The organism is Pseudomonas sp. MWU16-30322 (genome assembly GCF_020515535.1).
GTDB lineage: Bacteria > Pseudomonadota > Gammaproteobacteria > Pseudomonadales > Pseudomonadaceae > Aquipseudomonas > Aquipseudomonas fluorescens_H.
On sequence record NZ_JAIWYL010000012.1, the window covers coordinates 41,258 to 65,720 of the forward strand.

Here is a 24,463-nt window from a genome sequence, read left to right on the forward strand (position 1 = left end):
GAACCGCCGCCCGCCCTCATCGGCAGGCGGCCTGGTTTCAAATCTGAAACCGTGTCGGCCCATTCGCGAGCAAGCCCGCTCCCACAGGGATTTTCGCTAAACCCGAGATCCATTGTGGGAGCGGGCTTGCTCGCGAAGAGGCCAGCACCGTCACAGCACTTTCTGAACTGAAATAAGGCAAACCGCATGTCCTCACGTATCGCCAGCAAGCCGTCGGCCATACCCACCACGCACGCCGCCACCCCGGCGCTGCTGATCCCCGCCCTGCTGCTGTGCATCTCCGGCGCCGCTGCGCTGGTGTATCAGGTGCTGTGGATCAAGCAGCTGTCGCTGGTGGTCGGCGTCGAGGTCTATGCCATCACTGCCGGCATCAGCGCGTTTTTTGCCGGGCTGGCCATCGGCGGCTGGCTGTTCGGGCGTTGGGCCGATCGCTTGCAGCAACCGGTGTTGCTCTATGCCGGGCTGGAAGTGCTGGTGGCGATACTCGGTGTTGGCGCGACGGTTGCGATGAGCCTGGCGGCGAGCCCGTTTGCCTGGCTACAAGGCCATGTCGGCATTCTCGCCTGGTTATTGCCGTTCACGCTGGTGGGGATTCCGGCGGTGTTGATGGGCGGCACGCTTCCGGTACTGGTGCGCTCGCTGGCGGCTGAGCCGGGCAAGGCCGGCGGTCAGCTGTACGCGGCCAACACCCTCGGCGCGATTGTTGGCACCCTGCTCGCCGCGTTCGTGCTGATTGCCACCCTCGGTGTGCGTGGCAGTGCGTTGTTTGCGGCGATGCTCAATCTGCTGGCCGCAACCGGTGCGCTGTGGCTGCAACGTCAGCATCCGACGCCGGTTGCGGCGCCGATCAAACATCACACCGAGAAAGCCGCAGACCGCACGGCGTTGTGGCTGTACTCCATCGCCGGCGGCGTAGCCTTGGGTTATGAAGTGGTCTGGTCACAGTCGATCGTGCAGTTCATGAGCACCCGCACCTATGCGTTTGCCGTGGTGCTCGCCACTTACCTGACCGGGCTGTTCATCGGCAGCGCCCTGCTCGCCCGTCGCGTCGAGCGCATCCGTGATCCCTGGGGCGTGTTCGGTCTGTTGATTGCCGGTGCCGGGCTGATCGCCTTGCTGGAAATCGCCCTGCTCGGTCGCTGGCTGGCAGGGGTGCAAAGTCAGGCCGAGAGCTGGGTGCTGGCCTTGGGCGCCAGCGAGCTGGCCGGCATGAGCGCACGTTTTGCTGTGGCGGCACTGAGCATCGTATTCGTGCCGACGCTGTTGCTCGGCGCGGCGTTTCCGCTGGCGCTGCGCTTGAGTGTGGGGCGTGAGCGCGTCGGTCGCGACGTCGGTGCAGTGGTCGCGTTCAATACCCTGGGCGGCATCGTCGGGGTGATGCTCTGCGGTTTTCTACTGATCCCGCTGTTGGGGCTGGTGCGCACGCTGGGCTTGCTGGCGATGATCGCTGCCGGCATCGGCTACGTGGCCGTACGCAAGGGCCACCACGTCAAGAAAGGTCGGCGTCAAGCCGTGGTCGCGCTGGGGCTGGTGTCGGTCGCGCTTGCGCTGCTGACCCCGGTGGACAAACTCGCGAGCCTGCTGCCCGGGGCGCGCAACGGCACGCTGGCGTTCTACGAAGAAGGCCGTGGCGGCACCGTGGCCGTGGTCGCTCAGGGTCGTGGTGAAAACACGTTCCACCGTTTGTACATTCAGGGCGTGTCCAATACCGGCGATGCCATGCCATCGCTGCGCTACATGCGCATCCAGGCGCTGCTGCCCCTGCTGATCCACAATGGCGAGCCGCGTTCGACGCTGGTGATCGGTTTCGGCACCGGGATCACTGCCGGCGCCATGCTGCGCTATCCGGGGCTGGAACATAGGGTGGTCGCCGAGCTGCTGCCATCGGTGGTCAAGGCAGCCCTCCTGTTCAAAGGCAACTTCAACGCCGCCAGCGATCCCGGCGTCGATGTGCGCTTGCGCGATGGCCGTCAGGAACTGCTGCGCAGCCCGCAAACCTACGATCTGATCACCCTCGAACCGCCCCCGCCGTCGGCGGCCGGCGTGGTCAATCTGTACTCGCGGGACTTCTATCAGTTGGCCGCCAGTCGGTTGGAGCAGCAAGGGATCGTCGCGCAATGGTTACCGTTGCCGACCCAGAATATCGATGACTCGCGCTCATTGGTGCGCAGCTTCCTCGACGTGTTCCCGCATGCCTCGCTGTGGACCAGCGAGTTCCACGAGATGCTGCTGGTGGGTTCGCTGCAGCCGATGGAACTGGACGCGACGAAAATCACCGAGCGCTTCCAGCAGGCCAGCGTACGCAGCACTTTGCAGGATGTCGGGATTGGCTCGGCGCCAGCGTTGCTCGCGACCTGGGTCACCGACCGCGCAGGCCTTGAGCGCTTCGCGGCAAACGCCCCGGCGGTGACTGACGATCAGCCCCGGATCGAATACGCGCCGTGGGTGCGCAGCAAGGAAATTACCCGGGTGCTGCCGACGCTGCTGGATCTGTATGTGCCGCCGCCACTGGTGAATGCCGACGCCGGGTTCATCGAGCGGATGCAAATTCATCGGCAACGACTGATGCAGTTTTATCGGGCCAGCCTGCATGCCTACAACGGCGACCGCGATGCCTGGGGTCGGGACATGAGCGAAGTGATGCAGAGCGACGGCGGCAATCCGTACTTCCGCTGGTTCGTCGGCAAATGAGCAACGGCTGAGGACTTTTCGACGCGAAACAGGTAGGGTGCGCAAAATCAAATTGCCATCACTGGATCGCGTCGCAGGTTTTCATGGAGTTGTATACGCAATGAGTTGCTGGACCGTCCTGGGCCTGACGCCCGACGCCGATACGCGCAGTATCAAACGCCAATACGCTGCCCTCCTCAAAAAGACCCGTCCGGACGACGACGCTGAAGGCTTTCAACGCCTGCGTGACGCGTATGAGCAAGCTCTCAACTACAAGGAGTGGGCACAGTTCAACGACGACCAGCAGGATGACGACGACACCTGGGACCTTACCGGTCTGACGGTGGTGGAAGTCGACGCGCTGCAGCAAGTGACGCGTCCGCTGACGGGCATCACCCTCGACGAGTTGGTCCAGCGTCATGCGATGGCCATCCAACAGGGTTGCGCGCATATCCTCGAAGACACTGTGCTGCAGCACTGCATCGCGCATCCCGATACATCGGAATCTCTGGTGGACTGGGCGATTCCCACGTTTCACTGGTTCAGTGCCTGGCAGCGCCTTGAATTGGACGAGGAATCGATCACGCTTTTGCTCGCTCAGCAGCGCGAGCGTATCGCTCGCCCCCTGCGTGACGCCCTTGAACTAGAGGACGACGAAGATTTTCTGCAGGCGTACAAGTCTTGCACGCAGTACCTGTGGCTCGACGCAGAAGTGCACCGGCAATGGCTCAACCTGCTCCTCAGTCAATTGCTGCTGGATAGCCGTTACTGGTCCTCGAACCTTTTCGAACAGGTATGCGCCGGCCAGGGCTGGCATCCAGGCCCAACCAACCGTTGCCCCGAGAGTGAATGGACGCGTCTGCTCACCCGTCATGAAGCGCCGATTTTTCTCGCGCGGCAGCGCCAGCTTGCCGAGGAACCGCTCGCCACGCCTGAACACCGCGCCGCGCGCATGCTCCTGGGCAACGGGCCCTTCAATCAACGTCGCGCTCTGGCCCGACGCCTGCGCGAAGAAGACTGGGCGCAGTGCCGTAAGTTGAGCTCGGCGCTGTACGCCAATAACCCACAGGTCTGGGCGGAAATGCCCGGTGGCACCGCGTTTTTCTGGCGCGACTGGGAATTGAGTTTCAACGATTGGCCGACATACGTGGGTGTCGTGCTGGCTTGTCTGATCGGCTCTTTTACCCACTTCATCCCGCAGGGCCTGCGCGTCAGCGGTCTGATCAATATTGTCATGATCACGACGGTCGTATTTGCCGTGATCGCAGCCGGGCTCAATTGGCTGGTGCATGACCTGGCCCATCGCTGGTGGTTACTGGATGACCGGCTCAGTGCACGCCTTTGCCTGGGCTTGCGCTCCGACTCACCACCGTTCGGAGTACTGCGCGACCTCATTCCCTGTGCGCTGATGGCAGCCGGACTCAGTTGGTTTTTGGGTCCGATCGCTGGCGTTGTATACACCGCAACCCTCGCAGTTTTCGGGCTGGTACGGCGGCGCCAGGTCAAACCGCAGGTCTCCTGGGAGCAGAGCAGCCCCATTCTGAAAATCTGTCTGACGAGCCTGGGGATAGTGGTTCTGGTCGTTGTGCTGGGTGTCATCAACGTGATCGCCAGCCAAGGCACGGTCAACCGCAATCAGGGGTTGCAACCCTGGACTGAACGCTCGTGCAGCCGTATGCCGGCGACCACCACCGAATGCAACGCACCGGCCACCGTTGAGCAGTGGTACGGCAAGGAGGCGCGACCGTGAAAAACCCGAACTTGTTGTTCCCCATTGGAGTGGTGATCGCCGTTGTCGTGATGGGATTGATGGGGGCCAGTCGGCCCTTCTCACAACTCGACCTCTGGCTGGACGGACGCGATGCGCCGATCACCGCTCAGGCCAATGCCCTGAGCCCGCTCATCAACTGCGTCAACCGGGTCGACGTGCAATGGCGAGTGGCTTACGACCGTTACAAGAATCCCCAGCCGCCTCAGCCTCACAACCAGCAATGGATGCTTGGCCTCAAGGATTTCGACGATAGCGATGCGTTGAATGTGCGCGACATACAGCGCGACGTCTGCTCTCAAGGCCTCGCCGAAAAACTCGAATTACTGGCCTACCAGCCCGATTTGGCGCGAAAGGCAACTGAATACGCTCGCTCGCTGAATACACTCGCGACGGTGATTCCGGTCGGCCGGATTTACAGGGAAGCCAGCTTTTCGACCGGGTCGCAAAACCCGGCGGTCATCATTGCCAATTCTGCATTTATCGAGGCCGCTGCGAGCGATTACATCAAGGCGTCAATGGCCCTGAGAGAAGCCTTGCTGCCACTGGACGCCGCGCAACGCTCCGAACAGCTGAATCGGATGGAAGCGCGTCTGGGCAAGGATATCCATTGGTATTTACTGGCATACATGATCCAGGCCCGAGAAACTATCGACTTGCTCGATGAAGGCATGAGAAACCGCACACTGACGCCACAATTGCTGGCCGACACCACGGCAAAGCTGCAGCAGGCATGGGATCGCCGGGAACCCTTCCTCGTCTCGCAAAACAACGCGTTCAGGACGAAGACAGACGCGGCGCGGGATCTGTGGTTCCACATCGGCGAGCCAGCGACCCGGTATCTGGCGGCCTTGAACACACTGCACAAGGACTGGCAGAACCACGCACCACCGCAGCAACTGAGCGACGACTTCCACGCAGTCAACCGTAGTTACGACGGTCTGCTCAGTCATTACAACCGCCAGGCCCGAGCCGAGTTCTGATGAAACACGCACGGGATCGTTCGCCCTGAACGATCCCGCTGACGGATCTTACTTCGACTTGAGCTTGAGATAGGACTGATGCATGTCCGCCGCCCAGCCATCGATCACCGCTTTGACATCTTCGGTTTTCATCACCTGAGTGTCGTTTGACAGTGGTTTACCCGTGCCCTTGCGCACGACTTGGGCCACAACCTTATTGCTGCCGCCGTCGAGAAACACCGCTTCGGTGGCGAGTGTGGTTTCCTGATCGCGGATACCGCTGGCGGTGCTGACCGCTGCCGCAACCAGCGCAACCGGGATGATTTCATACGGTTTGAGGCCTTCGGTCTTGCTGCTCACGGCAGTAATCGCGGCACGTACCACGATCACACCGGGGCCGGGGCCGTTGGCCAATGGCAAGGATTTGCTGATTTCGCGCTTTAGCGCCTGATCGTAGTAGTTGGTGATGCCGTTGAGGGTCTGTTGTGGAATCTTCACCGTCGGTTGCGGCCGTGGATAAAGCTGGGTTGGCTCGACGTAGACGCTGGTGAACTTGTTGATGTCGAGCTTCGGATCGACCCAACGCATCACCTCGGCGCCCGACGGTGATCTGGCTTCCCTGAGCTGGCTGTAGTCCTTCAAAAACCCGGAGTACTGGTCAGGCTCGACAACCTTACTCGAACACCCCGCCACTCCCAGTGTGGCGATGCAGAGGGTGCTCATCATCAGTGCAAGCTTCATGCTGTAACTCCTGTCAGAAAGCCGAAGAAATTGCTTGGGGGGAGTTACAGGTATAGCCAATGTCCGCGGATTTGCCCTGTAAACATTGAAGATTCACATACGGTTGCGCAGTTGATCACAACCGCCATTTGACAGACACCGACTCATCCGGCAAAGCTGCAACGAGCTTGAACGCACGCCTGCAGGCAAACGCACCTGGACCACGGAAGTCTTAATGCCCAAGCATAAAAATAAAGTCGTACAGCCTGATCCTGATTCGTCCCGACCGTCCCTTTCACGTTATCTGTTCCCCATCACCATCGGCGTGCTGCTGGCGGCAGTGGCGGGCATTGGCTGGTTTCTTTTCAGTCCCGCGCCCGCGCCGCAGAGGCCGCCGCTGATCAGCGCACCTGCAGCCGCCGCACCGGTTACCAACAAACCGCAGTCGCTGGCGCAGAAGCCCGCGACCATGGTAGATGAGCAACAATGCCAGGGCTGTCACACCGAGCAGGTCAAGGACTGGCAAGGCTCGCATCACCAATTGGCGATGCAGGCAGCGAATGCCGAAACCCTGCTCGGCGACTTCAACAACGTCACCTTCAAGGCCGAAAACGAGACCACCCGGTTCTCGCGCAAGGGCGACGAATTCTGGGTCAACACGCCGGGCATCGACGGCAAGAACGCCGATTTCAAGGTCGCCTACACCTTCGGCATCGCCCCGTTGCAGCAATACCTGATCGAGGTCGGCGAAGGCCGTTTGCAGGCGCTTGGCGTGGCGTGGGATACCGAGAAACACCGCTGGTTTCACCTCTACCCCGGCCAGGGCGTGAACTTCAAGAATCCACTGCACTGGAGCAAACCCAGCCAGAATGCCAACTTCATGTGCGTCGAGTGCCACACCACCGGCTTCAAGCGCAATTTCGATGCGGCCAGCAACACCTTCAGCAGCCAATGGAACAGCCTCGGCGTCGGCTGTCAGGCTTGCCACGGTCCGGCGTCGAATCACCTGGAGTGGACGCAGAAAAAAGACGACCTGATCCACAAGGGTTTCGCTGTAGACCTCAAGGACAAGAACGCCACCGTCGAAATCGAGACCTGTGCCCGCTGCCACGCGCGCCGTGCGCCGTTGGGCGATGGCTACACCGTCGGCAAACGGCTGATGGACGACTACTTGCCGAGCACCCTCACCCGCGAACTGTATGCACTGGACGGCAAGATCAAGGATGAAGTGTTCGAGCACGGCTCGTTTCTGCAGAGCAAGATGTTCGACAAGGGCGTGCGTTGCAGCAATTGCCATAACCCGCACAGCACCGAACTCAAGGCACCGGGCAACGCGGTGTGTCTGCAATGCCACAACACCGCTGGCAAGACTTCGGTCGCAGGCGTCGACGGCAAGGGCCTGCAAGCGAAAAACTACGATTCCATCGAACACACCCGCCACACCCTGGGCCAGCCCGGCTCGCAGTGCGTGGATTGCCACATGCCCGGCAAGTTTTATATGGGCAACGACTTCCGCCATGACCACAGCTTCAGCATTCCCGACCCGGAGCGCGCGCAGAAACTCGGTACACCGAACGCTTGCCTGAGCTGTCACCAAGGCAAGGCCGGCGACAAGGTCACCGCGCAGTTCAAGTTATGGAAGGCTTCCGCCACTGCAGCGCAGGCGCCGCGCTATGACGAAAGTTTGTGGCTGATCCGCAACGGTCAGCCGGGCGCGGCGGACGCTTTGCATGAGCAATTGCAGCGCAGCAATCTGCCGGCGATTCAACGGGCGACGTTGCTGGCTGAACTGCCGCTTTACCCAAGCGATCAGTCCCTGAAGCTGGCGACGCAGGACCTGAAAAATCCCGCGCCGCAGGTGCGCGAAAGTGCGGTGCGGGCGATCAGTGCCTTCCTGCCGCCCGCGGAGCGCGCAGCGTTGCTGACGCCGATGCTCAATGATCCGGTGAAAGCCGTGCGCATTGTCTCGGCGCGGGATCTGCTCAGCGTTGCGCGCAACAACGGCCTCGGCGCCGCGCAGGACAATTGGGACGCGGCGATTGCCGAGTACGAGGCGGTGCAGAAAAGTCTCGCGGAACGGGCCGAGGCCAACCTGAACCTGGCGATGTTGTATCAAGCCAGTGGCCGCGCTGCCGAGGTCGAAGGATTGCTGCGCACCGCACTCAAGCGCGATCCGGACTTCTACCCGGCGCTGGTGACGCTGGTGCAATGGCTGGAGGCCAATGGTCGCGGTCAGGAAGCCCAGACCCTGCTGGACAACAGCCTCAAGGCGCACCCGGAGGCAGCGCTGTTGCAACACACCCGTGGCCTGTCATTGATCCGCGCCGGCAAGACCGCCGAAGCCATGAGCGCCCTGCATAAAGCCACGCAACTGGAGCCACAGAACGCGCAGTACGGTTATGTGCTGGCGGTAGCGTTGCACGACAGTGGCAAGGTAACCGAGGCGTGTGACGAGCTGGAGCGTTTGCTCAAGGCGCAACCGGCGAACCGCAATGCGCGGCTGTCGCTGATCCAGTATTACCTGGAGAACGGCCAGGAGCCGAAGGCGCAGGTGCTGTTGCAGGGGTGGAAGAAGATGAACATGGGTGATCCGGCACTGAAGTGACCGGTAAGGAATGACGCGGATCCCTTGTGGGAGCGGGCTTGCTCGCGAATGCATTCCCTCAGCCAACATCAAGGGTGACTGATGTACCGCATTCGCGAGCAAGCCCGCTCCCACAGGGTCAGTGTTGGTCTCGAACACTGAGTATTACCAGGAAGACGTCGCCCCACTCTTCAATGCCATCTCGCGCCGGCTGTTGGCGCGCATCGCCTTGATCAGCGACACCGAACCCACCAGCAGAATCGCCGCGCCGAACAGGAAGTCGATGTTGTACAGCTGGAAGTCCTGCACCGGCCCCACCAGCAGCACCCGCACCACGGCAATCGCCACCAGCGTCGCGAGGAAGTCGATCCCCGGCTCGTCGCGATAGAACACGTGCAGCAACGGCAGGCACAGCACCAGCAGCAACAACAGCACCACGACCTTGAACGAGCCTTTACGCTCGACGCTGAACGCGCATTCGTGCGGGCCGTAGGCCTTGTAGTCCTCGTCGCGAATCATCGAGTTTTTCTCGTTGATGTACTCGACGCGGTTGTACTTCTGGATCGGCGTGAAGGTGTTGGACAGGTCCATCAGCGTGGTGATGTTCTTGAAGCGCAGGTCAATGCGCTCGCTGCCCTTGAGGTAATACAGCACCGGTTTGTAGCCGTAGCGATAGGTGTCGAACGGAAAGTCGGTGACCTGGCCCTGCACGCCGATCGGGCGAGGTTCAAGCTCGGCGTAAGCGCTTTTGGTCGGTGAGGCGAGGTTGCGGCTCAGTGGCTGAACCTTGACCTGCTCGAGGAAAATCGGCGTCACACCGTACGACCACTGCAACGGTTCCAGGCGCAGACGCAGTTCGTTGCGGCCCAGATCGTAGCGGTTGAAGGTGCGTTCGGAGACCACCAGCGAGCCACTGAGCATGAACTCGCCGCGCAGGTTGTTGGTGACGCGCAAGGTCAGCTGATCCTTGCCCAACAGCGCCGCTTCGGTGGACGGCGGCGCGCCGCACCACGCGGTGCTTTCACCGGCGCCGCCCAACTGGCCGTCGCGGTTTTCCTTGAACACATAGAAGTAACTGGCCCACAGCGTCAGCATCAACAGCAACGCCGTGAGGCCCAAAATCTTTTTGCCCGCACTCACTACCCAGACTCCCTTCTTCGTTCCGTCGTCCAGCCGAAAACCCGCTGGCGACGGGGACTCTACCAAAAGGCCAGCATCGACCCAAGGAAAAATCCGGGAATGCTGCGGGATGTAAGGGTTTCCCTTGCTTGTCACCGCAAAACACCTGTGGCGAGGGAGCTTGCTCCCGCTGGGTGGCGAAGCCGCCCCCAACCAGACAACACGATTTATCTGGCGGATCGCATCATGCCTGTTTGGGAGTACTGCGCACTCCAGCGGGAGCAAGCTCCCTCGCCACAGAGTCTTCAGCGTCTACGGAACAGGGGGCGCGGCTCAATCACCGAGCGGCCGTACAGTACGCTCATGCCCGCTAGGCCCTTCAATGCGTCTTCAGCGGACTTGTCCTCGCGCACCGCAAAACTGTCGAACCCGCACTGACGCATATGGCTGAGCTGATCACGTAACACATCGCCAATCGCCCGCAACTCGCCGGTCCAGCCGAACCGGCTGCGCAGCAGATACGCCTGACTGTAGGCGCGACCGTCGCGGAAGCTCGGGAAGTCCAGCGCAATCAACGGCAACGAGGCCAGCCACGGCACCACGCTTTCGACTTCATCGTCCGGGCTCAGCCACACCGCGTGGGTCGAGGGCGATTGCAGCCAGTGCGCCAGCGGCAGGATCAGCAACCCCGCAGGCCTGCCCTGCTCCGGCTCGCGGACCAGCGTCCACGGATCATCCTCGATCAACCGCGCAACACCCTGCTCCAAGCGCAGCAGATTGTTCATGCCGACACCTCCAGCACTTTCGGGTAGACCCGTTCCTTGAACGGCTCCAGGCCAATGCGCGCCACGGTGTCGACAAACAGTTCCTCACTTTCGCGATAACGCACGAAGGTGCCGATGATCCGTTCGATCACCTGTGGCACTTCGGTTGCGCTGAACGACGGGCCGATGACTTTGCCCAGTGCGCTGTTTTTGCCTTGCGCGCCGCCGAGGGTGATCTGGTACCACTCGCTGCCGTTTTTATCGACACCCAGAATGCCGATATTGCCGATGTGGTGATGGCCGCAGGCGTTCATGCAACCGGAGATGTTCAGGCTGATGTCGCCCAGATCGTGCAGGTAATCGAGGTTGTCGAAACGCGCCTGAATCGCCTGGGCAATCGGAATCGACTTGGCGTTGGCCAGCGCGCAGAAATCGCCGCCCGGGCAGGCAATGATGTCGGTCAGCAGGCCAACGTTGGCGCTGCCCAGATTGCGCTCGCAGGCAAGCTGCCAGAGTTCGTACAGGTCAGACTTTCGTACATCGGGCAGGACGATGTTCTGCTCGTGGGCAATGCGAATTTCGCCAAAACCGAAACGCTCCGACCAGTCGGCCACCGCCAGCATCTGCAACCCGGTGACATCACCCGGCGGTGCGCTCAAACCGGGTTTGGTCGACAGCACCACGCTGGTGTAACCGGGTTTCTTGTGCGGCTGCACGTTGCGCGCGACCCAACGGGCGAACGCCGGGCTTTCGGCCAGACGCGTGCCGAAGTCCAGATCGGTGTCAGCCAGGGTGTGATAGATCGGCGGCACGAATGCCCGGGCGACCCGCTCATACTCGGCCTCGGTTAACTGCGCTGGACCGTCCTTGAGGTGCTGCCACTCTTCTTCGACTTCCCTCGCAAATGCCTCGATGCCGAGCGCCTTGACCAGAATCTTGATCCGCGCCTTGTACTTGTTGTCGCGCCGGCCATGCCGGTTGTAGACCCGCAGTACCGCTTCGACGTACGACAGCAGATGCTGCCACGGCAAACCTTCGCGGATCTGCAGACCGAGGATCGGCGTGCGCCCCAACCCGCCACCGACGATCACCCGCAGGAGCATTTGCCCGTCGCGCCCCGGGTAAAGATACAGGCCGATGTCATGCATCATGATCGCCGCGCGATCCTGCTTCGCCGAGCAGATGGCGATCTTGAACTTGCGCGGCAGAAACAGGAATTCCGGGTTGATCGTCGACCATTGGCGGAGGATTTCTGCCAGTGGGCGCGGGTCGATCATTTCGTCCGCCGCGACGCCGGCAAAGGCCTCGGTGGTGATGTTGCGCACGCAGTTGCCGGAGGTCTGGATCGCATGCATGTTGACCTGCGCCAGGCGCTCGAGGATGTCCGGTACCTGCGCCAGTTCGATCCAGTTGAATTGCAGGTTTTGCCGCGTGGTGAAGTGGCCGTAGCCGCGATCGTAATCGGCGGCGATGCTCGCCAGCGTACGCATCTGTTCGGCACTCAGGGTCCCGTAGGGAATCGCTACCCGCAGCATGTACGTGTGCTTCTGCAGGTACAGGCCGTTTTGCAGGCGCAGCGGCAGGAACTCTTCCTCGCTCAACTCACCGGCCATGAAGCGCTCGACCTGATCGCGAAACTGCGCAACGCGCTCGAACACCAGTGCGCGGTCGTAATCGTCGTATTGATACATGCAGCAGCCACCTCATCAGGTTTGAACACAAATTCAAAACTGTGGGAGCGGGCTTGCTCGCGAAAGCGGTGTGTCAGGCAACTGACTTGTTGACTGACACACCGCTTTCGCGAGCAAGCCCGCTCCCACAGGATTTTCCCCTGACTATGGACGAGCAGCGCAGCACGCAACAGATTCACCTGAAACGATAAAAACCGTATCAGGGCGCGGCAGATGGCCGCAGGCAGCACTTCAATCTGATCCGTACAAATGAAATATTCCTGAGCCTGTTTTGTTTCCGGTGCTGTTCCTACAGTGCAGCTCGTGCCAGACCGGGTGGCCTGGCAAGACTTTGCAACCGTGGAAGAACTGACCATGAGCACAGCAACAATCGGACAGGCTTATAACTACAAGGTCGTCCGCCAATTCGTTATCGCGACGGTTTTCTGGGGTGTCGTGGGCATGGCGATGGGGGTATGGATCGCCTCGCAACTGGTGTGGCCGGACATGAACCTCGACCTGCCCTGGACCACCTTCGGCCGCTTGCGGCCATTGCACACCAGCCTGGTGATTTTCGGTTTTGCCGGCAGCGCGCAATTCGCCGCCAGTTACTACGCGGTGCAGCGCACCTGCCAGGTGCGGCTATATTCGGACAAGCTCGCGGCCTTCACCTTCTGGGGCTGGCAATCGGTGATCGTGATCATGCTGATCACCCTGCCGATGGGCTACACCACCACCAAGGAATACGCCGAGATCGAATTCTCCGGCGCGGTGTGGATGGCGGTGGTCTGGGTCGCGTATGCCATCGTGTTTTTCACTACGGTGGTGCAGCGCAAGACCAAACACATCTACGTCGGCAACTGGTTTTTCGGCGCGTTCATTCTGGTGATCGCCATGCTCCACGTGGTCAATCACCTGTCGATCCCAGTGGACTGGTTCAAATCCTATCCGGTGTATTCCGGGGCCACCGACGCCATGGTGCAGTGGTGGTACGGGCACAACGCGGTGGGTTTCTTCCTGACCACCGGGTTCCTCGGGATGATGTATTACTTCGTGCCGAAACAGGTCAACCGCCCAGTGTATTCGTACCGGTTGTCGATCGTGCATTTCTGGGCGCTGATCACCCTGTATATCTGGGCCGGCCCGCACCATTTGCACTACACCGCCCTGCCGGACTGGGCGCAGTCCCTCGGCATGGCAATGTCACTGATCCTGCTGGCGCCGAGCTGGGGCGGGATGATCAACGGCATGATGACCTTGTCCGGTGCCTGGCATAAGTTGCGCACCGACCCGATTCTGCGGTTCCTGGTGCTGTCGCTGGCCTTCTACGGCATGTCGACCTTCGAAGGCCCGATGATGGCGATCAAGACCGTCAACGCCCTGTCCCACTACACCGACTGGACCATCGGCCACGTTCACGCCGGGGCCTTGGGCTGGGTGGCGATGATCACCTTTGGCGCGACTTATCACATGGTGCCGAAAGTCTTTGGCCGCGAGCAGATGTACAGCACGCCGCTGATCAACCTGCACTTCTGGCTGGCGACCATCGGCACGGTGTTGTACATCGCCTCGATGTGGGTCAACGGCATCACTCAGGGCCTGATGTGGCGGGCGATCAACGAGGACGGGACGCTGACCTACTCCTTCGTCGAAGCACTGCAGGCCAGTCATCCGGGGTTCATCGTGCGCTTTGCCGGCGGAGTGTTCTTCCTCAGCGGCATGCTGCTGATGGCCTATAACGTCTGGCGCACGGTGCGGGTTGCCGACGTGTCGCTGGCGCGCAGCCAGGCACAGATCGCCTGAGGCAGGGAGCCGAATATGTTCGATATTTTCTTGAATGTGCTGGGCGTGGTGTTTCTGTGGCTGGCGGTGGAGTATTGCCTGCGCCACCAGACGGCGGAAAGCCTCGACGATGCGAGCATGGTGCCGTTTGCCGATGATCCGGAGGTGGCACGGCGGGTGGAGCTGGCGACGGGGAAAACCGTGAAGGCGGTGGCGCCGGAAGAGGCGAAACCGGGCTGGGTCAACCTCGAGATGTAACCCCACCACCGCCCCTTTGTAGGAGTGAGCCTGCTCGCGATTGCGGTCATTCAGCCAACTGTATGGTGACTGATATACCGCTATCGCGAGCAGGCTCACTCCTACAGGGGACTTGTGCAAATCCTGAGATCTAGGCGCGATCGCGCGGAATCAGGTTCTGCAGCTGCTGCGCCAGAAAGTCCGCATCAAACACAAACGTGTCCGGATCCTTCAGGCCATTGGTCTTGCGCCATTGCCACTCGCCACTGGGCAAACCCACCAGCGAAATGCTGCCATAGCGCGCCGCCGTCAGGCCCATCACCGCCAGGGAAATCTGCCCGGCACTGCCCATCACGTCCGGCACGAATTCCACCGGTTTGCCGGCGATCACGATGCTGAGTTTTTCCGTCTTGAAGGTCGAGGTTTCCACCGGTGTGCTCGGGCCGAACGCGACGTAAGCCTCGCGGCTCACCTCCAGCAGATTCGGTGCCTGTACCGGTTCCAGCCATTGCTGGATATGGCCGAACAGCTCGGTGATCCGGCTGGCCCACGCCTGGGACTGCGTTTCGAACAGTTGCTTCTTGTGTGCTTCACTCTCGGCATAGTGACGAAGCATTTCGCCCAGTTGTTGTACGTCGTTCATCGGTACGTTCCTCGGGGGAGAGCCTGCGATAGTCGATAGTGACAGATCGACGCGCCGGCGTACGTTAAACCTCGGGCGTCGGCACCGTGACACTTGGCAAAAGGATCAACGGTACAGTTGTTTTGTACTGGCATACGCCCCTGAACCGATGGACACTCGGCCCGGGCCCGACTTTTCGCTACGGGCCATCGTTCGAGGAATTTCAATGCGCACTATCGGGCTGATCGGCGGCATGAGCTGGGAATCCAGCGCTGAATATTATCGTCTCATCAATCAACAGGTCCGCGACCGCCTGGGCCCGCTACGCTCGGCGCAAATCCTGATGTACAGCGTCGACTTCGGCCCGGTCGAACAGGCCCAGCACGCCGGGCGCTGGGACGCTGCGGCGGCGATTCTGGTGGATGCCGCACGCAGGCTCGAGGCCGGCGGCGCCGAATGCGTGGTGCTGTGTACCAACACCATGCACAAGGTCGCGGAGCAGATTCAGGCGGCGATCAGCATTCCGTTCCTGCACATTGCCGAACCGGCGGCGCAGGCGGCATTGGACATTGACGCGCACACGGTCGGCCTGCTCGGCACGGCGTTCACCATGGAGCAGGACTTTCTCAAGCAGCGTCTGATTGCGCAGGGTTTGACGGTACTGGTGCCGGACGACGCCGAGCGCAAGGACGTGCACCGGATCATTTATGACGAACTGTGCGTCGGGGTGATCAGCGACGAGTCGCGCCAGATCTATCAACGGGTGATCGAAGCGCTGACCGCGCGCGGCGCTCAGGCGATCATCCTCGGCTGCACGGAAATCGGCCTGCTGCTCAAACCCGAACACAGCGCCCTGCCCCTGCTCGACACCACCGAGCTGCATGCGCAGTCGGCGGTGGCGTTCGCCTTGGACGATTGACTCCACAGGATTTTTTGGCTTATCGACGACGCAGACGGGCCATGCTCAGGGTGTCGACCCATTGCCCGTCGCGCACGGCGTAGTCACGGAACAGGCCTTCGGTCTCGAAACCGAACTTGCGATACAGACCGATGGCCGGCTCATTGTCGGCGTACACCGACAGTTCGACCCGGTGCAGGTTCATCCAGTTGTCGGCGATGTCCAGCGCCGCCGCCAGCAGTTTCGACCCGACACCCTTGCCCTGCCACGCCACAGCGACGGCCATGCCGACACTGCCGGCGTGCGCGCGGCGAATCCGCGAATAGTTTTCCAGCCCGAGATGACCGACCACCGCGCCCTGGTGCTGCGCCACCAGTTTGACCATCCGCTCGTTCTCCGCCAGCAACCGTTGACGCCAGATCTCGGTGGACTGAAACGGCATCTGCAACACCTGCCGGGTCACGGCCGGATCATTGTACAGCGCGGTAACGGCCTCGATGTGGGATTCGTTGAAGCGTTCGAGGGTGATGGCGGGGTTGTGGTCGGGCATGGCGGATCCTTCCTGGATCGATGTGTGGCTGATCACTCTAAACTGCCGGTTATCAATTTGGCGAGGTTTCAAACTGTGGGAGCGGGCTTGCTCGCGAAAGCGGTGTGCCAGGTGTCGCGGATATTGAATGTGCTGACGCCTTCGCGAGCAAGCCCGCTCCCACAGGGGGTTGGAGGTGTGGAAGGATTGGCTCAGGTCTGGAACCACTCCTGGCGCTCATTGAAGGTGTGCTGGATCAGCTCGACCAGGGTTTGCACCTCGGCGACGTTCAGGGATTCAGCATTCACCGCCAGCCACGCCTGTAGCTGCATCGGTTCATCAAACAGCCCCGGCAACGCCACCAGCCCCCGGTCGAAACGACTCATGTACGCCGGCAGCAAACCAATGCAGGCGCTGCAACGGATCATTTCCAGCATCAGTTCATAAGACTGCATCTGCACCACACCCGCCAGACGCTGTTCGACCAGGTGATTCCACGGCCGGAAACTGTCGATCTGCCGGTCGTGTTGCCATTGCACCAGCATGAAATCGCTGAGGTCTTCGGCACTCTCCGGGCGTGCGGTGACGCGGGAATAGCGTTTGGCGATGTGCGGCAGGTAATCCAGACGCGCCAGGGCCTGCGGCTGACTGGTGGCGAAGGTCGGGCCGGGGCTGGGGGTCTCGCCGTGGGCCAGCCACAGCACCACGTCGGCGCTGACTGCGCGCAAGGCCAACTCGCTGTCCAGCGCAATGATCTCGAGGCGCACGCTGGCATTGCGGCGCAGCAACGCGATCAGGTCGCGACCGAGAATGTCATGCAGGATCGATTCGGCAACCGCCAGGCGGATCAACGGTTGCTCGACCACCGGCAGTTTGCGTTCGTGAGCCAGCGCGACCAATTGCGCCTGCAACTGCTGACCTTCGCGGGTCAGGCTCAGGGCGCTGCCCTGAAAGCTGAACAGCGAGTGCTGCAGTTCCTGCTCGAGCTGCGCCAGTTGTTTGCGCAGCAGAGTCGAACGCACGTTGAGACTGCGCGCCGCCTGCATGAAGCAGCCACAGCGGGCACTGACCAGAAAGTATTGCGCGACGTCGGCATCGATGGTCGCGGCTTGCGCCAGCCATGGCTCGCGCTCGCCCTGTGCCCAGCGATAGTCGGGGCTACCCTGTCGTCCTGCGGGTTCGGTGAATGACATCGATGACTCCCTGTCGATCTTTGTATTTTGGAAAACGCCACGGTTCTAATGTGGGAGCGGGCTTGCTCGCGAAGGGGCCATGCCAGCCAACTTGTTTGTTGAATGACCCACCGCTTTCGCGAGCAAGCCCGCTCCCACCCGGGATCTGCGGTGAATCACGATCAGTGCTTCTCTTCCAGGACCTTGTTCAGCTCAGCCCCATCAATACTCAACGTCGCGGTATTGAGCATCCCGTCCAGATACGCCTGGGCAATCTGCTCCTGACGTTGCGCACGCAAGGCCTGGGTCAGTTGATCGCGCAGTTCGTCGAGGGTCGCGGTACGTGCCGGTTGCTGTTCGGTGAGTTTGATCACATGGAAACCCGCCGCGCTCTGCACCGGATCGGACACCGCACCAACCTTCAATTTCGCCACCGCACCCCGCACCTCCGGCACCAGTTGCTGCAACGGTTGCAGCCCGCTATCACCGCCCCGTTCGGCGGTCAGGCGATCCTGCGAATACTGGGTCGCCAGCGCGGCAAAATCCCCCGGCGCGCCTTGGGCTTTCTTGCTCAGCTCAGACGCCTGTTTGCGCACGTTTTCCAGACTCTGGGCATCCGGCACCGCGAGGAAAATCTGGCTGACCCGATACAGCGCCGGAGTCTGCCAGTTGGCCTTGCCGGCGTCATACGCCTGCTGCAACTCGGCCGTATTCGGATAGTCCGCCGGGACTGTACTGACCGAGCGCAGGTAATCGCGAAAGACGATCTGCTCGGTGGCCGCGCGGGTTTGCCGCACCACGTCCGGACGCTGCGCCCAGCCCTGAGCGTCGGCCTGCTCCAGCACGGCTTTTTCCGCCAGCCGCGCACGAATCCAGCGCTCCAGCGCTTCACGGTTGCCGCGCAATTGCTCACGAGTCGCCGGCGGGACGGTCGCCAGCAACGCCTGCAACTCCTGCGGCGTCACTTGCTGATTGCCCAACCGCGCCACTGCCGGCCCCGCAGCAACCGCCGCCAACGGCGACGATTGCTGGGCGGCAACCGGGTCAGCACCTGGTCGCAGCACCAGCGCCACGGCTACCACCAACAGCGCCACTGCCCCGGCGCCGATCACCATGGCAGGCTTTTTCACAGCGCGACTTCCTCTTGCTCAGCGGTGGCGACTTTTGCCGTCGAAGCTTGTGCGGCCTGGCTGAAATCACGCAGGTAGACGATGAACTCCTGCAACAGGCGATCCCACAATTCCAGATTGCCGCGCAGGTGATCGTGGCTCACACCGGCCGCCAGCACCACGTCCATCTCCATCACCAGAAACTCGCCCTGCAACGACAACCGCGCAAAACGCCGGGTGGCGTTCCACTGTTCGGCCACGCCCTGTGGCAACTCACCTTGCACCCGCAGCGCACAGCTGAAAGTGAAATCGACGTAGCTGCCCTGCTCCACCGCCGGGTTGCCGAAACGCACGGCATAGCCGATGCCCTGACTGGCGCTGAGCAACTGCACGATGCCGTTCTGTTCGGTCTGGTTGACGCGATAACCGGCCGCTTGCAGGACTTCGGTCAGGGATTGTGGGGACACATGGCTGATCAATTGAGTCATGACTTCTTCCTTGTTGGTAAATCAGTGTGCGAGCGCGGCTTGCGGCGCGTCGAATTGAGTCTTGTACAGCTCGTCACCGAACCCCTGGGCCAGCTCATCGAACTTGACCCGGGCACTGCCCGCAAAGGGCTGGCGGATCTTCATCACCTCGGCCACATCGATGTTTTCGTAGGCGCTGAGGATCTGCTTGGCGACGCCATACATCTGCTGATTCTTGACTGAACATTGCTGCACTTGTGTGTCACGTTCAGCCAATTGCGCCTGAAGCTTAGACCGTTCTGCTTCTTTGGCACGGGCCATGACCAACAACTCGTCGTAGGCTTTCTTGAACTTGCCGACCTGTTCGCTGCTGGCGGCGATTTGCGCCTGCGCCTGGCTGTGCAGGTTCTGCTGCTGGCCGGCCAACTGCTCGGCCACGCCTTTGGCCTTGGCCAGTTCGGCGGTCAATTGCTTGATCTGCGCCTGCGCAGCCTTGGCCTCGTTCTGCGCCGCCAGTTGCGCGGCGCTGGCCTGGGCCTGCTGGCTCTGCAGGGCCTGCAACTGCTGGGTGGTGCTGCGCAACTGGGTGCGCAAGCGCTCCTCCATACCTTCGGCACTGGCCCCTTGAGCCATGAAAAAACTCAGCCCCAACAGTAAAACTCGTGCGTGCATGACCGTACTCCCGGCGCCTTAGAAGCGCGTGTTGATCTCAAGCTGCAAGACGTCGATGTCGAACGGCGCGCCGTACACCGCCTCGGTGCTCAGCCAGCGGCCAGTGGCGTAGACGTTCTTCGCCAGACCGTAATTGCCGCCGAGGAAGTAGCCCTTGGCGTTGGTGCCGCCGAGGTGGAACGACGAATCGTTGAAGCCGTCAGGCAAGGCATCCGGCTGGATGTACTTGTAGCCGGCGAACAGGTTCCAGTCGCCCTGCTTCTTCAGGTCCAGCGCGTTGCCGAGGGTGAACTGCACCATCCACGCATTGGCGCCGCTTTCGATGTCGCCGCTGCTGTTGAGGTTGTTGACGATCTGCCCCTCGGCGCGTTTGCGCATGTCGCCTTCGTCGTAACCGAGGTTGTGGATGTAGTTGCCCTGGCTGCGCAATTTGAAGTCTTGCGGCAGGTCGGCGTCCCACACCAGGTTCAGGTCGAGCAGGTTGAACTCCGACGCCAGGCCGACGAATTGCGGCTGCGGCGTGGTGGTCGGGTTGGCCGGGTTCGGCGTGATGTCGCGCAGCAGGAACACGCTGTTGCCCTTCTGCATGAACGCCGCACGGGTGCCATCGGTGTCGCAGCCCGGGGCGCCGGCCCACGGTTCGCAAGGACTGGAGCGTTGGCCTTGAATGTCGTCGAAACGGTAGTAGGCCAAAGCGCCTTTGAGGCGGTTGTTGCTGTTGATCGCCCACTTGGCGCCGATCTGCGCGCCGTACAGCCACTTGTTGTCGCTTTCTTCCTTGTCGAAACCGTTGCTGGTGGTGGTGTCGTTGGTGTAATCCACCGGGAACGCGCCAACGGTGCCGAACACGCCCCAGTCGCGGTTGAGCTTGTGGTCGAAGATCGCCGCCACACCGTCGAAGTTCAGGTCATTGGAATAGAGCATGTCGGTGGACATGAACGGGTTGGCGAAGCGCCCGCCGGTCAGGGTCAGCTCATCGGTGGGTTTCCAGTTCAGGTAACCCTGATCGAGCCAGATGTCCTTCTTGGCGAAACCGCCGCCGAGGGTCTGGGTGGTCGACACCGGGTTGTTGTCCGAGCCGGTGCCGATGCGGATGCCGGCGGTCCACTCCGGCGAGATCACCGCTTTCATGCCCAACCGCGCACGCAGGCGGAACAGGTTGGTGCGGTCTTCACGGGTGTTGAGCAGCGGCGGCAGGCTGGTGCTGCTGTTGGGGTTCACGTCGTACGGGCCGTTGTTGTTGAGCTTGGCGAAGTCGACGATTTCGTTGCTGTTGCTGCCCGAGTAGTAGCGCGATTCGTCGCGCAGGCGGATATCGCCATCGAAGCTGATACGCGAAGCCCAGTCCGGGAAGGTGTTGGGCGCCGCCCAGTTTTCCTGCTTGGCGGTGGCCATGACCTCGGCCTTGACCTGATCGCGGATCTGGTCGCGCACCGCGGCCGGTACGTACTGCACGCGCACATCGCCCGGCGCTGCGACCGGCCCTGCCGCCACCGCAGTCGATGCCGCTGCCTGCCTGGCCTGGGCGGCTTCGTTCTGCGCCTGGGCGATCAGCGCGTCGGCCTTGTCCTGTTTCAGAATGCCCTGCTCGACCAGCAAGCGGATCAGATTGATCGTGGCGTTCTCCGAGGGCGCCGGCGCTGCCGCGGCCTGGCCGACCAGGGTCGCGATGACCATGCCGACCGCCAGGGACAATCGATTCACGTTGGAAATCATCTGCACACAACTCCTTTTGGCAAAGCTTGAATGCTTGGCAATGAATAAGTGGGTTAACCCGGACGCCGCCCTTGCAGGGACAGGCGCACAGGCAAAGTCATGGAGGCCGGTGGCCGTTCACTCAGGTGCGGCGCGTTACGCAGCGCCGCCAGCACCTGGGTGTCGATCTCGGGATTGCCGCTGGACTTGACCAGCTCGACCCGGGTGATTTCGCCGACGCTGCTCAGCCACACATCGGCCTGCAGCGAAAACGCCAGGTTGCGCAGGTCGGGGTTCTCGCGCAGCAAGCGCTGAAACGTGAACGCGAGGAACTGGCTATAGGTGCCGGTGCCCAGGCGTCCGCCACCCGCACCGGCCATGCCGCCACCCTTGCCGGCGCCGATGTTGAAAGCGTCGTTGCCACTCTGCGCGTCGCCGTCCATTTGCATCGGGTTGGCCAGATCGTCCGCCGGTGATGGCGGCGCCTCTTCCTCGGGCTTGACCTCCTGCGGCTCGGGCGTTGGCTCAGGCTCGACGACTTTTTCTTCCACCGGGGTTTCCGGCTCCGGTGGTTTTTCCGGAGGTGGCGGCGGCGGTGGCGGCAACGGAATGATCGTCGGCACCTTCGGCGCTTCACGGCGCACGCCGCTCATGTCATTGGCCCACTGCCACAGGAACCACGCGGCGAGCGCGCCGAGCAACAGCCCGGCGCCCCACTTCACGTAGCGCAGTGGTGATTTCTTCACCGGCAAGGGCTCGATCGGGAGTTGTGCGGTCATCACTCAGCCCTGCGTCGGTTTGCCGGTCACCAGACCGACCTGGGACAGTTCGAGCCGGCGCAACAGATCCAGCACTTCGATGACCTTTTGGTACTGCACGGTCGCGTCGCCGCGCACGATCACCGGGAAGTCCGGGCTCTGCGCCTTCTCGATGCGCAGGCGTTCCTCCAGCTCGGCCAGGGTCACCGGGTAGGCGTCGAGGAACACCTGACCGCCGTCGTTGACCGAAATCGCCTTGGTCTTGGCCTCCGACAGCGACACCGAGGCGCTGGCCTTGGGCAGGTTGATCTGGATCCCGGAGACCTGCGCGGTGGCGGTGAGGATGAACATCACCAGCACCACCATCAGCACGTCGACCAATGGGGTGATGTTGATGCTGTCCACCGCTGCATCTTCGTCATCGTCGTGGGAGGCATTTACAGACGCCATGGCAGTGCTCCTCAGGCCGGTACGGAGTGGTTGGCGTGATGACCGCGCTGATGCGACGCCTCACTGAACTGGCTCTCGCCGTGCATCTCCGCCAGACGCGTGATGAACTCGTCAACGAACACGCGCATGTCGGCGCTGACTTCCTTGTTGCGGGTGATCAGGCGGTTGTAGCCAAACAGCGCCGGGATCGCGACGAACAGGCCCATGGCGGTGGCGAGCAATGCGGCGGCCATGCCCGGTGCGATCGCGTTGATGTTGACGTCGCCGGCCATCGCGGTGCCGAGGAACACCACCATGATCCCCAGCACGGTGCCGAGCAGGCCAATGTACGGGCCACCGGCGATGGCGTTGGACAGGGTCGAGAGTTTCGAGCTGAGGGCCTGGTTCTCGCGGGTGCGCACGCCGTCCATCGAGCAGCGGATGGCTTCGATGGTGGCGGCGGACACCGAGGAGGTATCGGCGCCCTGCTCGCGGCGGGTGCGGATTTCCTTGACCGCCACCGAGTACAGACGCCACAGCGGCGAATGCTGCAGACGCTGAGCGAGTTGCGCGTCGTCAGCGAACATTTCCAGGCGGGTGCCGACCTTGGCGAATTGCTCGCGGAAATCCTCGTTAGCCTTGCTCACACGGCTGAGGGTGCGGTTCTTGCGCAGCATGATGATCCACGACTGAAACATCATCAGCACCAGCACGGCGATGATCACCCAGGCGTCGACCGGCACCGCGTTGAGCAGGAAACCGAGGCTGCCGAAGCCAAAACCGGACTGTTCTTCATCGACGCCGTAGGCCACCAGTTTCGACTCGGCGCCTTGCGCGGTGGCGTCGGCCAGCAGCAACGGCGCCGGACGCGCGACTTTCGACAGGCGCAGTTCGTCAATGGCGCCCACGAATGGCTGGTACGGGCCTGCGGCCAGATCGCCGCCAATCGCCATCACCGAATTGAACGCCGGCATCGCCTGAGCGAGGGTCGCACTCTCACGACCATTGATGTACAGGCTGACTTTCGAACCTTCGGCGGTCAGCGCGACGTGCTGCCATTGGCCGGGATTCAGCGGCTGAGTGGCCACGGCGCGCTGGCCGTCGATCTCCACAAACGGCACCCCCTGATTGACCCCGACCAGCAGACTGTTGGCGCCTTCACGGCGGGCCAGAATCAGTTGTTCGCCATTGGCCTGATCCAGACGCAGCCAGGCGCTGAAGGTGAACGCGCTGCCAGCGCTGTGCTGCAACGATGGACTGGCCGGCAGCAACAACGGCTGACCGCTGAACTGCAAGGCGCGCCCGATCACACCGTCAATCGCCGCGCCGGTGGCGCTTTGTGCGGTGTTGCCGTAGGCGGTGGTGTCCTTGGCCGGGGTGCCGGTAGCGCCGTCGAAGTGATACAGCGCGGTGTAATTCGGATCGAAGGTCAGTTGGCCGTTGCCGGTCGCCGGGGCCTTCTGGTTGCCGTAGTACATCCAGATGTCCTGACGCTGGCCGCCCTCGACATTCGGCACATCGACCCAGATCAGCGCCATGCCCATCAGCGCATCGAAGCTTTCGATCTGGTGGTTGAGCACGGTCTTGTCATCGGCGGCGACAAAGCGCAAATCCGCGCCGTCTTCCTTGACGCCATCGAAGGTGAAATTGCCGGTGTGCAGGCGCACCAGCAACGCGGTGCGGCCCAGCGCCTGATTGATCCCGGCGCCCTGCGGCGTGGTGTCGACGGCGATCTGTTTGCGGTAATGCCAGTCGTCCTGCCACCAGGCCTGGGCCGTGGCCGGGAGCACGAAGCCCAGGCAGATCAACAACGAAAGAATGAGGCGCTGCATGAAC

21 protein-coding genes and 1 pseudogene are annotated in these 24,463 nt (G+C 61.9%); 7 read left to right on the plus strand and 15 right to left on the minus strand.

The window, feature by feature from the left end:
- The first annotated feature begins 186 nt into the window (after positions 1–186).
- The 3 genes from LCH64_RS23185 (at position 187) to LCH64_RS23195 (ending at position 5,421) form a co-directional block, all read left to right on the plus strand.
- Complete coding sequence (locus LCH64_RS23185; RefSeq protein WP_226501360.1) at positions 187–2,691, plus strand: fused MFS/spermidine synthase; 2,505 nt, start codon at positions 187–189, stop codon at positions 2,689–2,691.
- Positions 2,692–2,791: 100 nt separating this feature from the next.
- Complete coding sequence (locus LCH64_RS23190) at positions 2,792–4,420, plus strand: J domain-containing protein (RefSeq protein ID WP_226501361.1); 1,629 nt, start codon at positions 2,792–2,794, stop codon at positions 4,418–4,420.
- Positions 4,417–5,421 carry a DUF3829 domain-containing protein gene (locus LCH64_RS23195; protein WP_226501362.1) on the plus strand — a complete coding sequence of 335 codons (1,005 nt, stop codon included), beginning with the start codon at positions 4,417–4,419 and terminating at the stop codon, positions 5,419–5,421. The genes LCH64_RS23190 and LCH64_RS23195 overlap by 4 nt, the downstream gene beginning before the upstream one ends.
- Positions 5,422–5,469: 48 nt before the next feature.
- Here LCH64_RS23195 and LCH64_RS23200 read toward each other — a convergent pair whose 3' ends face one another.
- The gene (locus LCH64_RS23200) at positions 5,470–6,141 is read right to left on the minus strand and encodes a DUF3313 domain-containing protein (protein ID WP_226501363.1); all 672 of its coding nucleotides are present in this window, start codon (positions 6,139–6,141) and stop codon (positions 5,470–5,472) included.
- Between the two features lie 214 nt (positions 6,142–6,355).
- Here LCH64_RS23200 and LCH64_RS23205 point away from each other — a divergent pair, with 214 nt between their 5' ends.
- The gene (locus LCH64_RS23205; RefSeq protein WP_226501364.1) at positions 6,356–8,725 is read left to right on the plus strand and encodes a tetratricopeptide repeat protein; all 2,370 of its coding nucleotides are present in this window, start codon (positions 6,356–6,358) and stop codon (positions 8,723–8,725) included.
- 144 nt (positions 8,726–8,869) lie between these two features.
- Here LCH64_RS23205 and LCH64_RS23210 read toward each other — a convergent pair whose 3' ends face one another.
- The 4 genes and pseudogenes from LCH64_RS23210 to LCH64_RS28400 form a co-directional block, all read right to left on the minus strand.
- Positions 8,870–9,844, minus strand: coding sequence for a hypothetical protein (locus LCH64_RS23210; RefSeq protein WP_226501365.1), 975 nt, complete (start codon positions 9,842–9,844; stop codon positions 8,870–8,872).
- 284 nt (positions 9,845–10,128) lie between these two features.
- Positions 10,129–10,608: a DUF934 domain-containing protein gene (locus LCH64_RS23215; RefSeq protein WP_226501366.1), complete on the minus strand. Its 480-nt coding sequence runs from the start codon at positions 10,606–10,608 to the stop codon at positions 10,129–10,131.
- Complete coding sequence (locus tag LCH64_RS23220; protein ID WP_226501367.1) at positions 10,605–12,278, minus strand: nitrite/sulfite reductase; 1,674 nt, start codon at positions 12,276–12,278, stop codon at positions 10,605–10,607. The genes LCH64_RS23215 and LCH64_RS23220 overlap by 4 nt, the downstream gene beginning before the upstream one ends.
- 39 nt (positions 12,279–12,317) lie before the next feature.
- Positions 12,318–12,407, minus strand: a pseudogene (locus LCH64_RS28400) (metal ABC transporter ATP-binding protein); the annotation flags it as partial.
- Positions 12,408–12,632: 225 nt separating this feature from the next.
- Between LCH64_RS28400 and ccoN the strand changes: the two are divergent.
- Together ccoN and LCH64_RS23235 are read left to right on the plus strand one after the other, a co-directional pair.
- A complete protein-coding gene (gene ccoN / locus LCH64_RS23230) occupies positions 12,633–14,060 on the plus strand; it encodes a cytochrome-c oxidase, cbb3-type subunit I (protein WP_003224481.1) in 1,428 nt (475 codons plus the stop codon).
- A 15-nt stretch (positions 14,061–14,075) separates the two neighbouring features.
- The gene (locus LCH64_RS23235) at positions 14,076–14,297 is read left to right on the plus strand and encodes a CcoQ/FixQ family Cbb3-type cytochrome c oxidase assembly chaperone (protein WP_103485598.1); all 222 of its coding nucleotides are present in this window, start codon (positions 14,076–14,078) and stop codon (positions 14,295–14,297) included.
- Positions 14,298–14,427: 130 nt separating this feature from the next.
- Here LCH64_RS23235 and LCH64_RS23240 read toward each other — a convergent pair whose 3' ends face one another.
- A complete protein-coding gene (locus tag LCH64_RS23240) occupies positions 14,428–14,919 on the minus strand; it encodes a hypothetical protein (RefSeq protein WP_226501368.1) in 492 nt (163 codons plus the stop codon).
- Between the two features lie 205 nt (positions 14,920–15,124).
- Here LCH64_RS23240 and LCH64_RS23245 point away from each other — a divergent pair, with 205 nt between their 5' ends.
- Positions 15,125–15,817 (plus strand): aspartate/glutamate racemase family protein, encoded by a 693-nt coding sequence (locus LCH64_RS23245; protein WP_226501369.1) that lies wholly within the window; start codon positions 15,125–15,127, stop codon positions 15,815–15,817.
- A 19-nt stretch (positions 15,818–15,836) separates the two neighbouring features.
- Here the strand turns inward: LCH64_RS23245 and LCH64_RS23250 are convergent, their stop codons facing one another.
- The 9 genes from LCH64_RS23250 to LCH64_RS23290 all read right to left on the minus strand — a co-directional run bounded on the left by LCH64_RS23250 (position 15,837) and on the right by LCH64_RS23290 (position 24,459).
- Complete coding sequence (locus tag LCH64_RS23250) at positions 15,837–16,346, minus strand: GNAT family N-acetyltransferase (protein WP_226501370.1); 510 nt, start codon at positions 16,344–16,346, stop codon at positions 15,837–15,839.
- 191 nt (positions 16,347–16,537) lie between these two features.
- On the minus strand, positions 16,538–17,518 hold the full coding sequence (locus tag LCH64_RS23255) for a LysR family transcriptional regulator (RefSeq protein ID WP_226501371.1): 981 nt from the start codon (positions 17,516–17,518) through the stop codon (positions 16,538–16,540).
- A 161-nt stretch (positions 17,519–17,679) separates the two neighbouring features.
- Positions 17,680–18,627: a peptidylprolyl isomerase gene (locus LCH64_RS23260; RefSeq protein ID WP_226501372.1), complete on the minus strand. Its 948-nt coding sequence runs from the start codon at positions 18,625–18,627 to the stop codon at positions 17,680–17,682.
- A complete protein-coding gene (locus LCH64_RS23265) occupies positions 18,624–19,094 on the minus strand; it encodes a YbjN domain-containing protein (RefSeq protein ID WP_003224470.1) in 471 nt (156 codons plus the stop codon). Before LCH64_RS23265 ends, LCH64_RS23260 begins: the two co-directional genes overlap by 4 nt.
- 21 nt (positions 19,095–19,115) lie before the next feature.
- Complete coding sequence (locus LCH64_RS23270; RefSeq protein WP_201137799.1) at positions 19,116–19,745, minus strand: DNA repair protein; 630 nt, start codon at positions 19,743–19,745, stop codon at positions 19,116–19,118.
- Between the two features lie 18 nt (positions 19,746–19,763).
- The gene (locus tag LCH64_RS23275) at positions 19,764–21,461 is read right to left on the minus strand and encodes a putative porin (RefSeq protein WP_003224465.1); all 1,698 of its coding nucleotides are present in this window, start codon (positions 21,459–21,461) and stop codon (positions 19,764–19,766) included.
- A gap of 53 nt (positions 21,462–21,514) precedes the next feature.
- Entirely contained in the window at positions 21,515–22,219 is a 705-nt protein-coding gene (locus LCH64_RS23280) for an energy transducer TonB (RefSeq protein ID WP_226501373.1), read from the minus strand.
- Between the two features lie 3 nt (positions 22,220–22,222).
- Positions 22,223–22,648 carry a biopolymer transporter ExbD gene (locus LCH64_RS23285; RefSeq protein ID WP_003224462.1) on the minus strand — a complete coding sequence of 142 codons (426 nt, stop codon included), beginning with the start codon at positions 22,646–22,648 and terminating at the stop codon, positions 22,223–22,225.
- Between the two features lie 11 nt (positions 22,649–22,659).
- Positions 22,660–24,459, minus strand: coding sequence for a MotA/TolQ/ExbB proton channel family protein (locus tag LCH64_RS23290; protein WP_226501374.1), 1,800 nt, complete (start codon positions 24,457–24,459; stop codon positions 22,660–22,662).
- Positions 24,460–24,463: the final 4 nt, after the last annotated feature.

Coding starts and splice junctions, on each gene's coding strand:
- LCH64_RS23185 (WP_226501360.1), top strand. CDS start 187: ATGTCCTCACGTATCGCCAGCAAGCCGTCGGCCATACCCACCACGCAC.
- LCH64_RS23190 (WP_226501361.1), top strand. CDS start 2,792: ATGAGTTGCTGGACCGTCCTGGGCCTGACGCCCGACGCCGATACGCGC.
- LCH64_RS23200 (WP_226501363.1), bottom strand. CDS start 6,141: ATGAAGCTTGCACTGATGATGAGCACCCTCTGCATCGCCACACTGGGA.
- LCH64_RS23205 (WP_226501364.1), top strand. CDS start 6,356: ATGCCCAAGCATAAAAATAAAGTCGTACAGCCTGATCCTGATTCGTCC.
- LCH64_RS23215 (WP_226501366.1), bottom strand. CDS start 10,608: ATGAACAATCTGCTGCGCTTGGAGCAGGGTGTTGCGCGGTTGATCGAG.
- LCH64_RS23220 (WP_226501367.1), bottom strand. CDS start 12,278: ATGTATCAATACGACGATTACGACCGCGCACTGGTGTTCGAGCGCGTT.
- ccoN (WP_003224481.1), top strand. CDS start 12,633: ATGAGCACAGCAACAATCGGACAGGCTTATAACTACAAGGTCGTCCGC.
- LCH64_RS23235 (WP_103485598.1), top strand. CDS start 14,076: ATGTTCGATATTTTCTTGAATGTGCTGGGCGTGGTGTTTCTGTGGCTG.
- LCH64_RS23240 (WP_226501368.1), bottom strand. CDS start 14,919: ATGAACGACGTACAACAACTGGGCGAAATGCTTCGTCACTATGCCGAG.
- LCH64_RS23245 (WP_226501369.1), top strand. CDS start 15,125: ATGCGCACTATCGGGCTGATCGGCGGCATGAGCTGGGAATCCAGCGCT.
- LCH64_RS23250 (WP_226501370.1), bottom strand. CDS start 16,346: ATGCCCGACCACAACCCCGCCATCACCCTCGAACGCTTCAACGAATCC.
- LCH64_RS23255 (WP_226501371.1), bottom strand. CDS start 17,518: ATGTCATTCACCGAACCCGCAGGACGACAGGGTAGCCCCGACTATCGC.
- LCH64_RS23265 (WP_003224470.1), bottom strand. CDS start 19,094: ATGACTCAATTGATCAGCCATGTGTCCCCACAATCCCTGACCGAAGTC.
- LCH64_RS23270 (WP_201137799.1), bottom strand. CDS start 19,745: ATGCACGCACGAGTTTTACTGTTGGGGCTGAGTTTTTTCATGGCTCAA.
- LCH64_RS23275 (WP_003224465.1), bottom strand. CDS start 21,461: ATGATTTCCAACGTGAATCGATTGTCCCTGGCGGTCGGCATGGTCATC.
- LCH64_RS23280 (WP_226501373.1), bottom strand. CDS start 22,219: ATGACCGCACAACTCCCGATCGAGCCCTTGCCGGTGAAGAAATCACCA.
- LCH64_RS23285 (WP_003224462.1), bottom strand. CDS start 22,648: ATGGCGTCTGTAAATGCCTCCCACGACGATGACGAAGATGCAGCGGTG.
- LCH64_RS23290 (WP_226501374.1), bottom strand. CDS start 24,459: ATGCAGCGCCTCATTCTTTCGTTGTTGATCTGCCTGGGCTTCGTGCTC.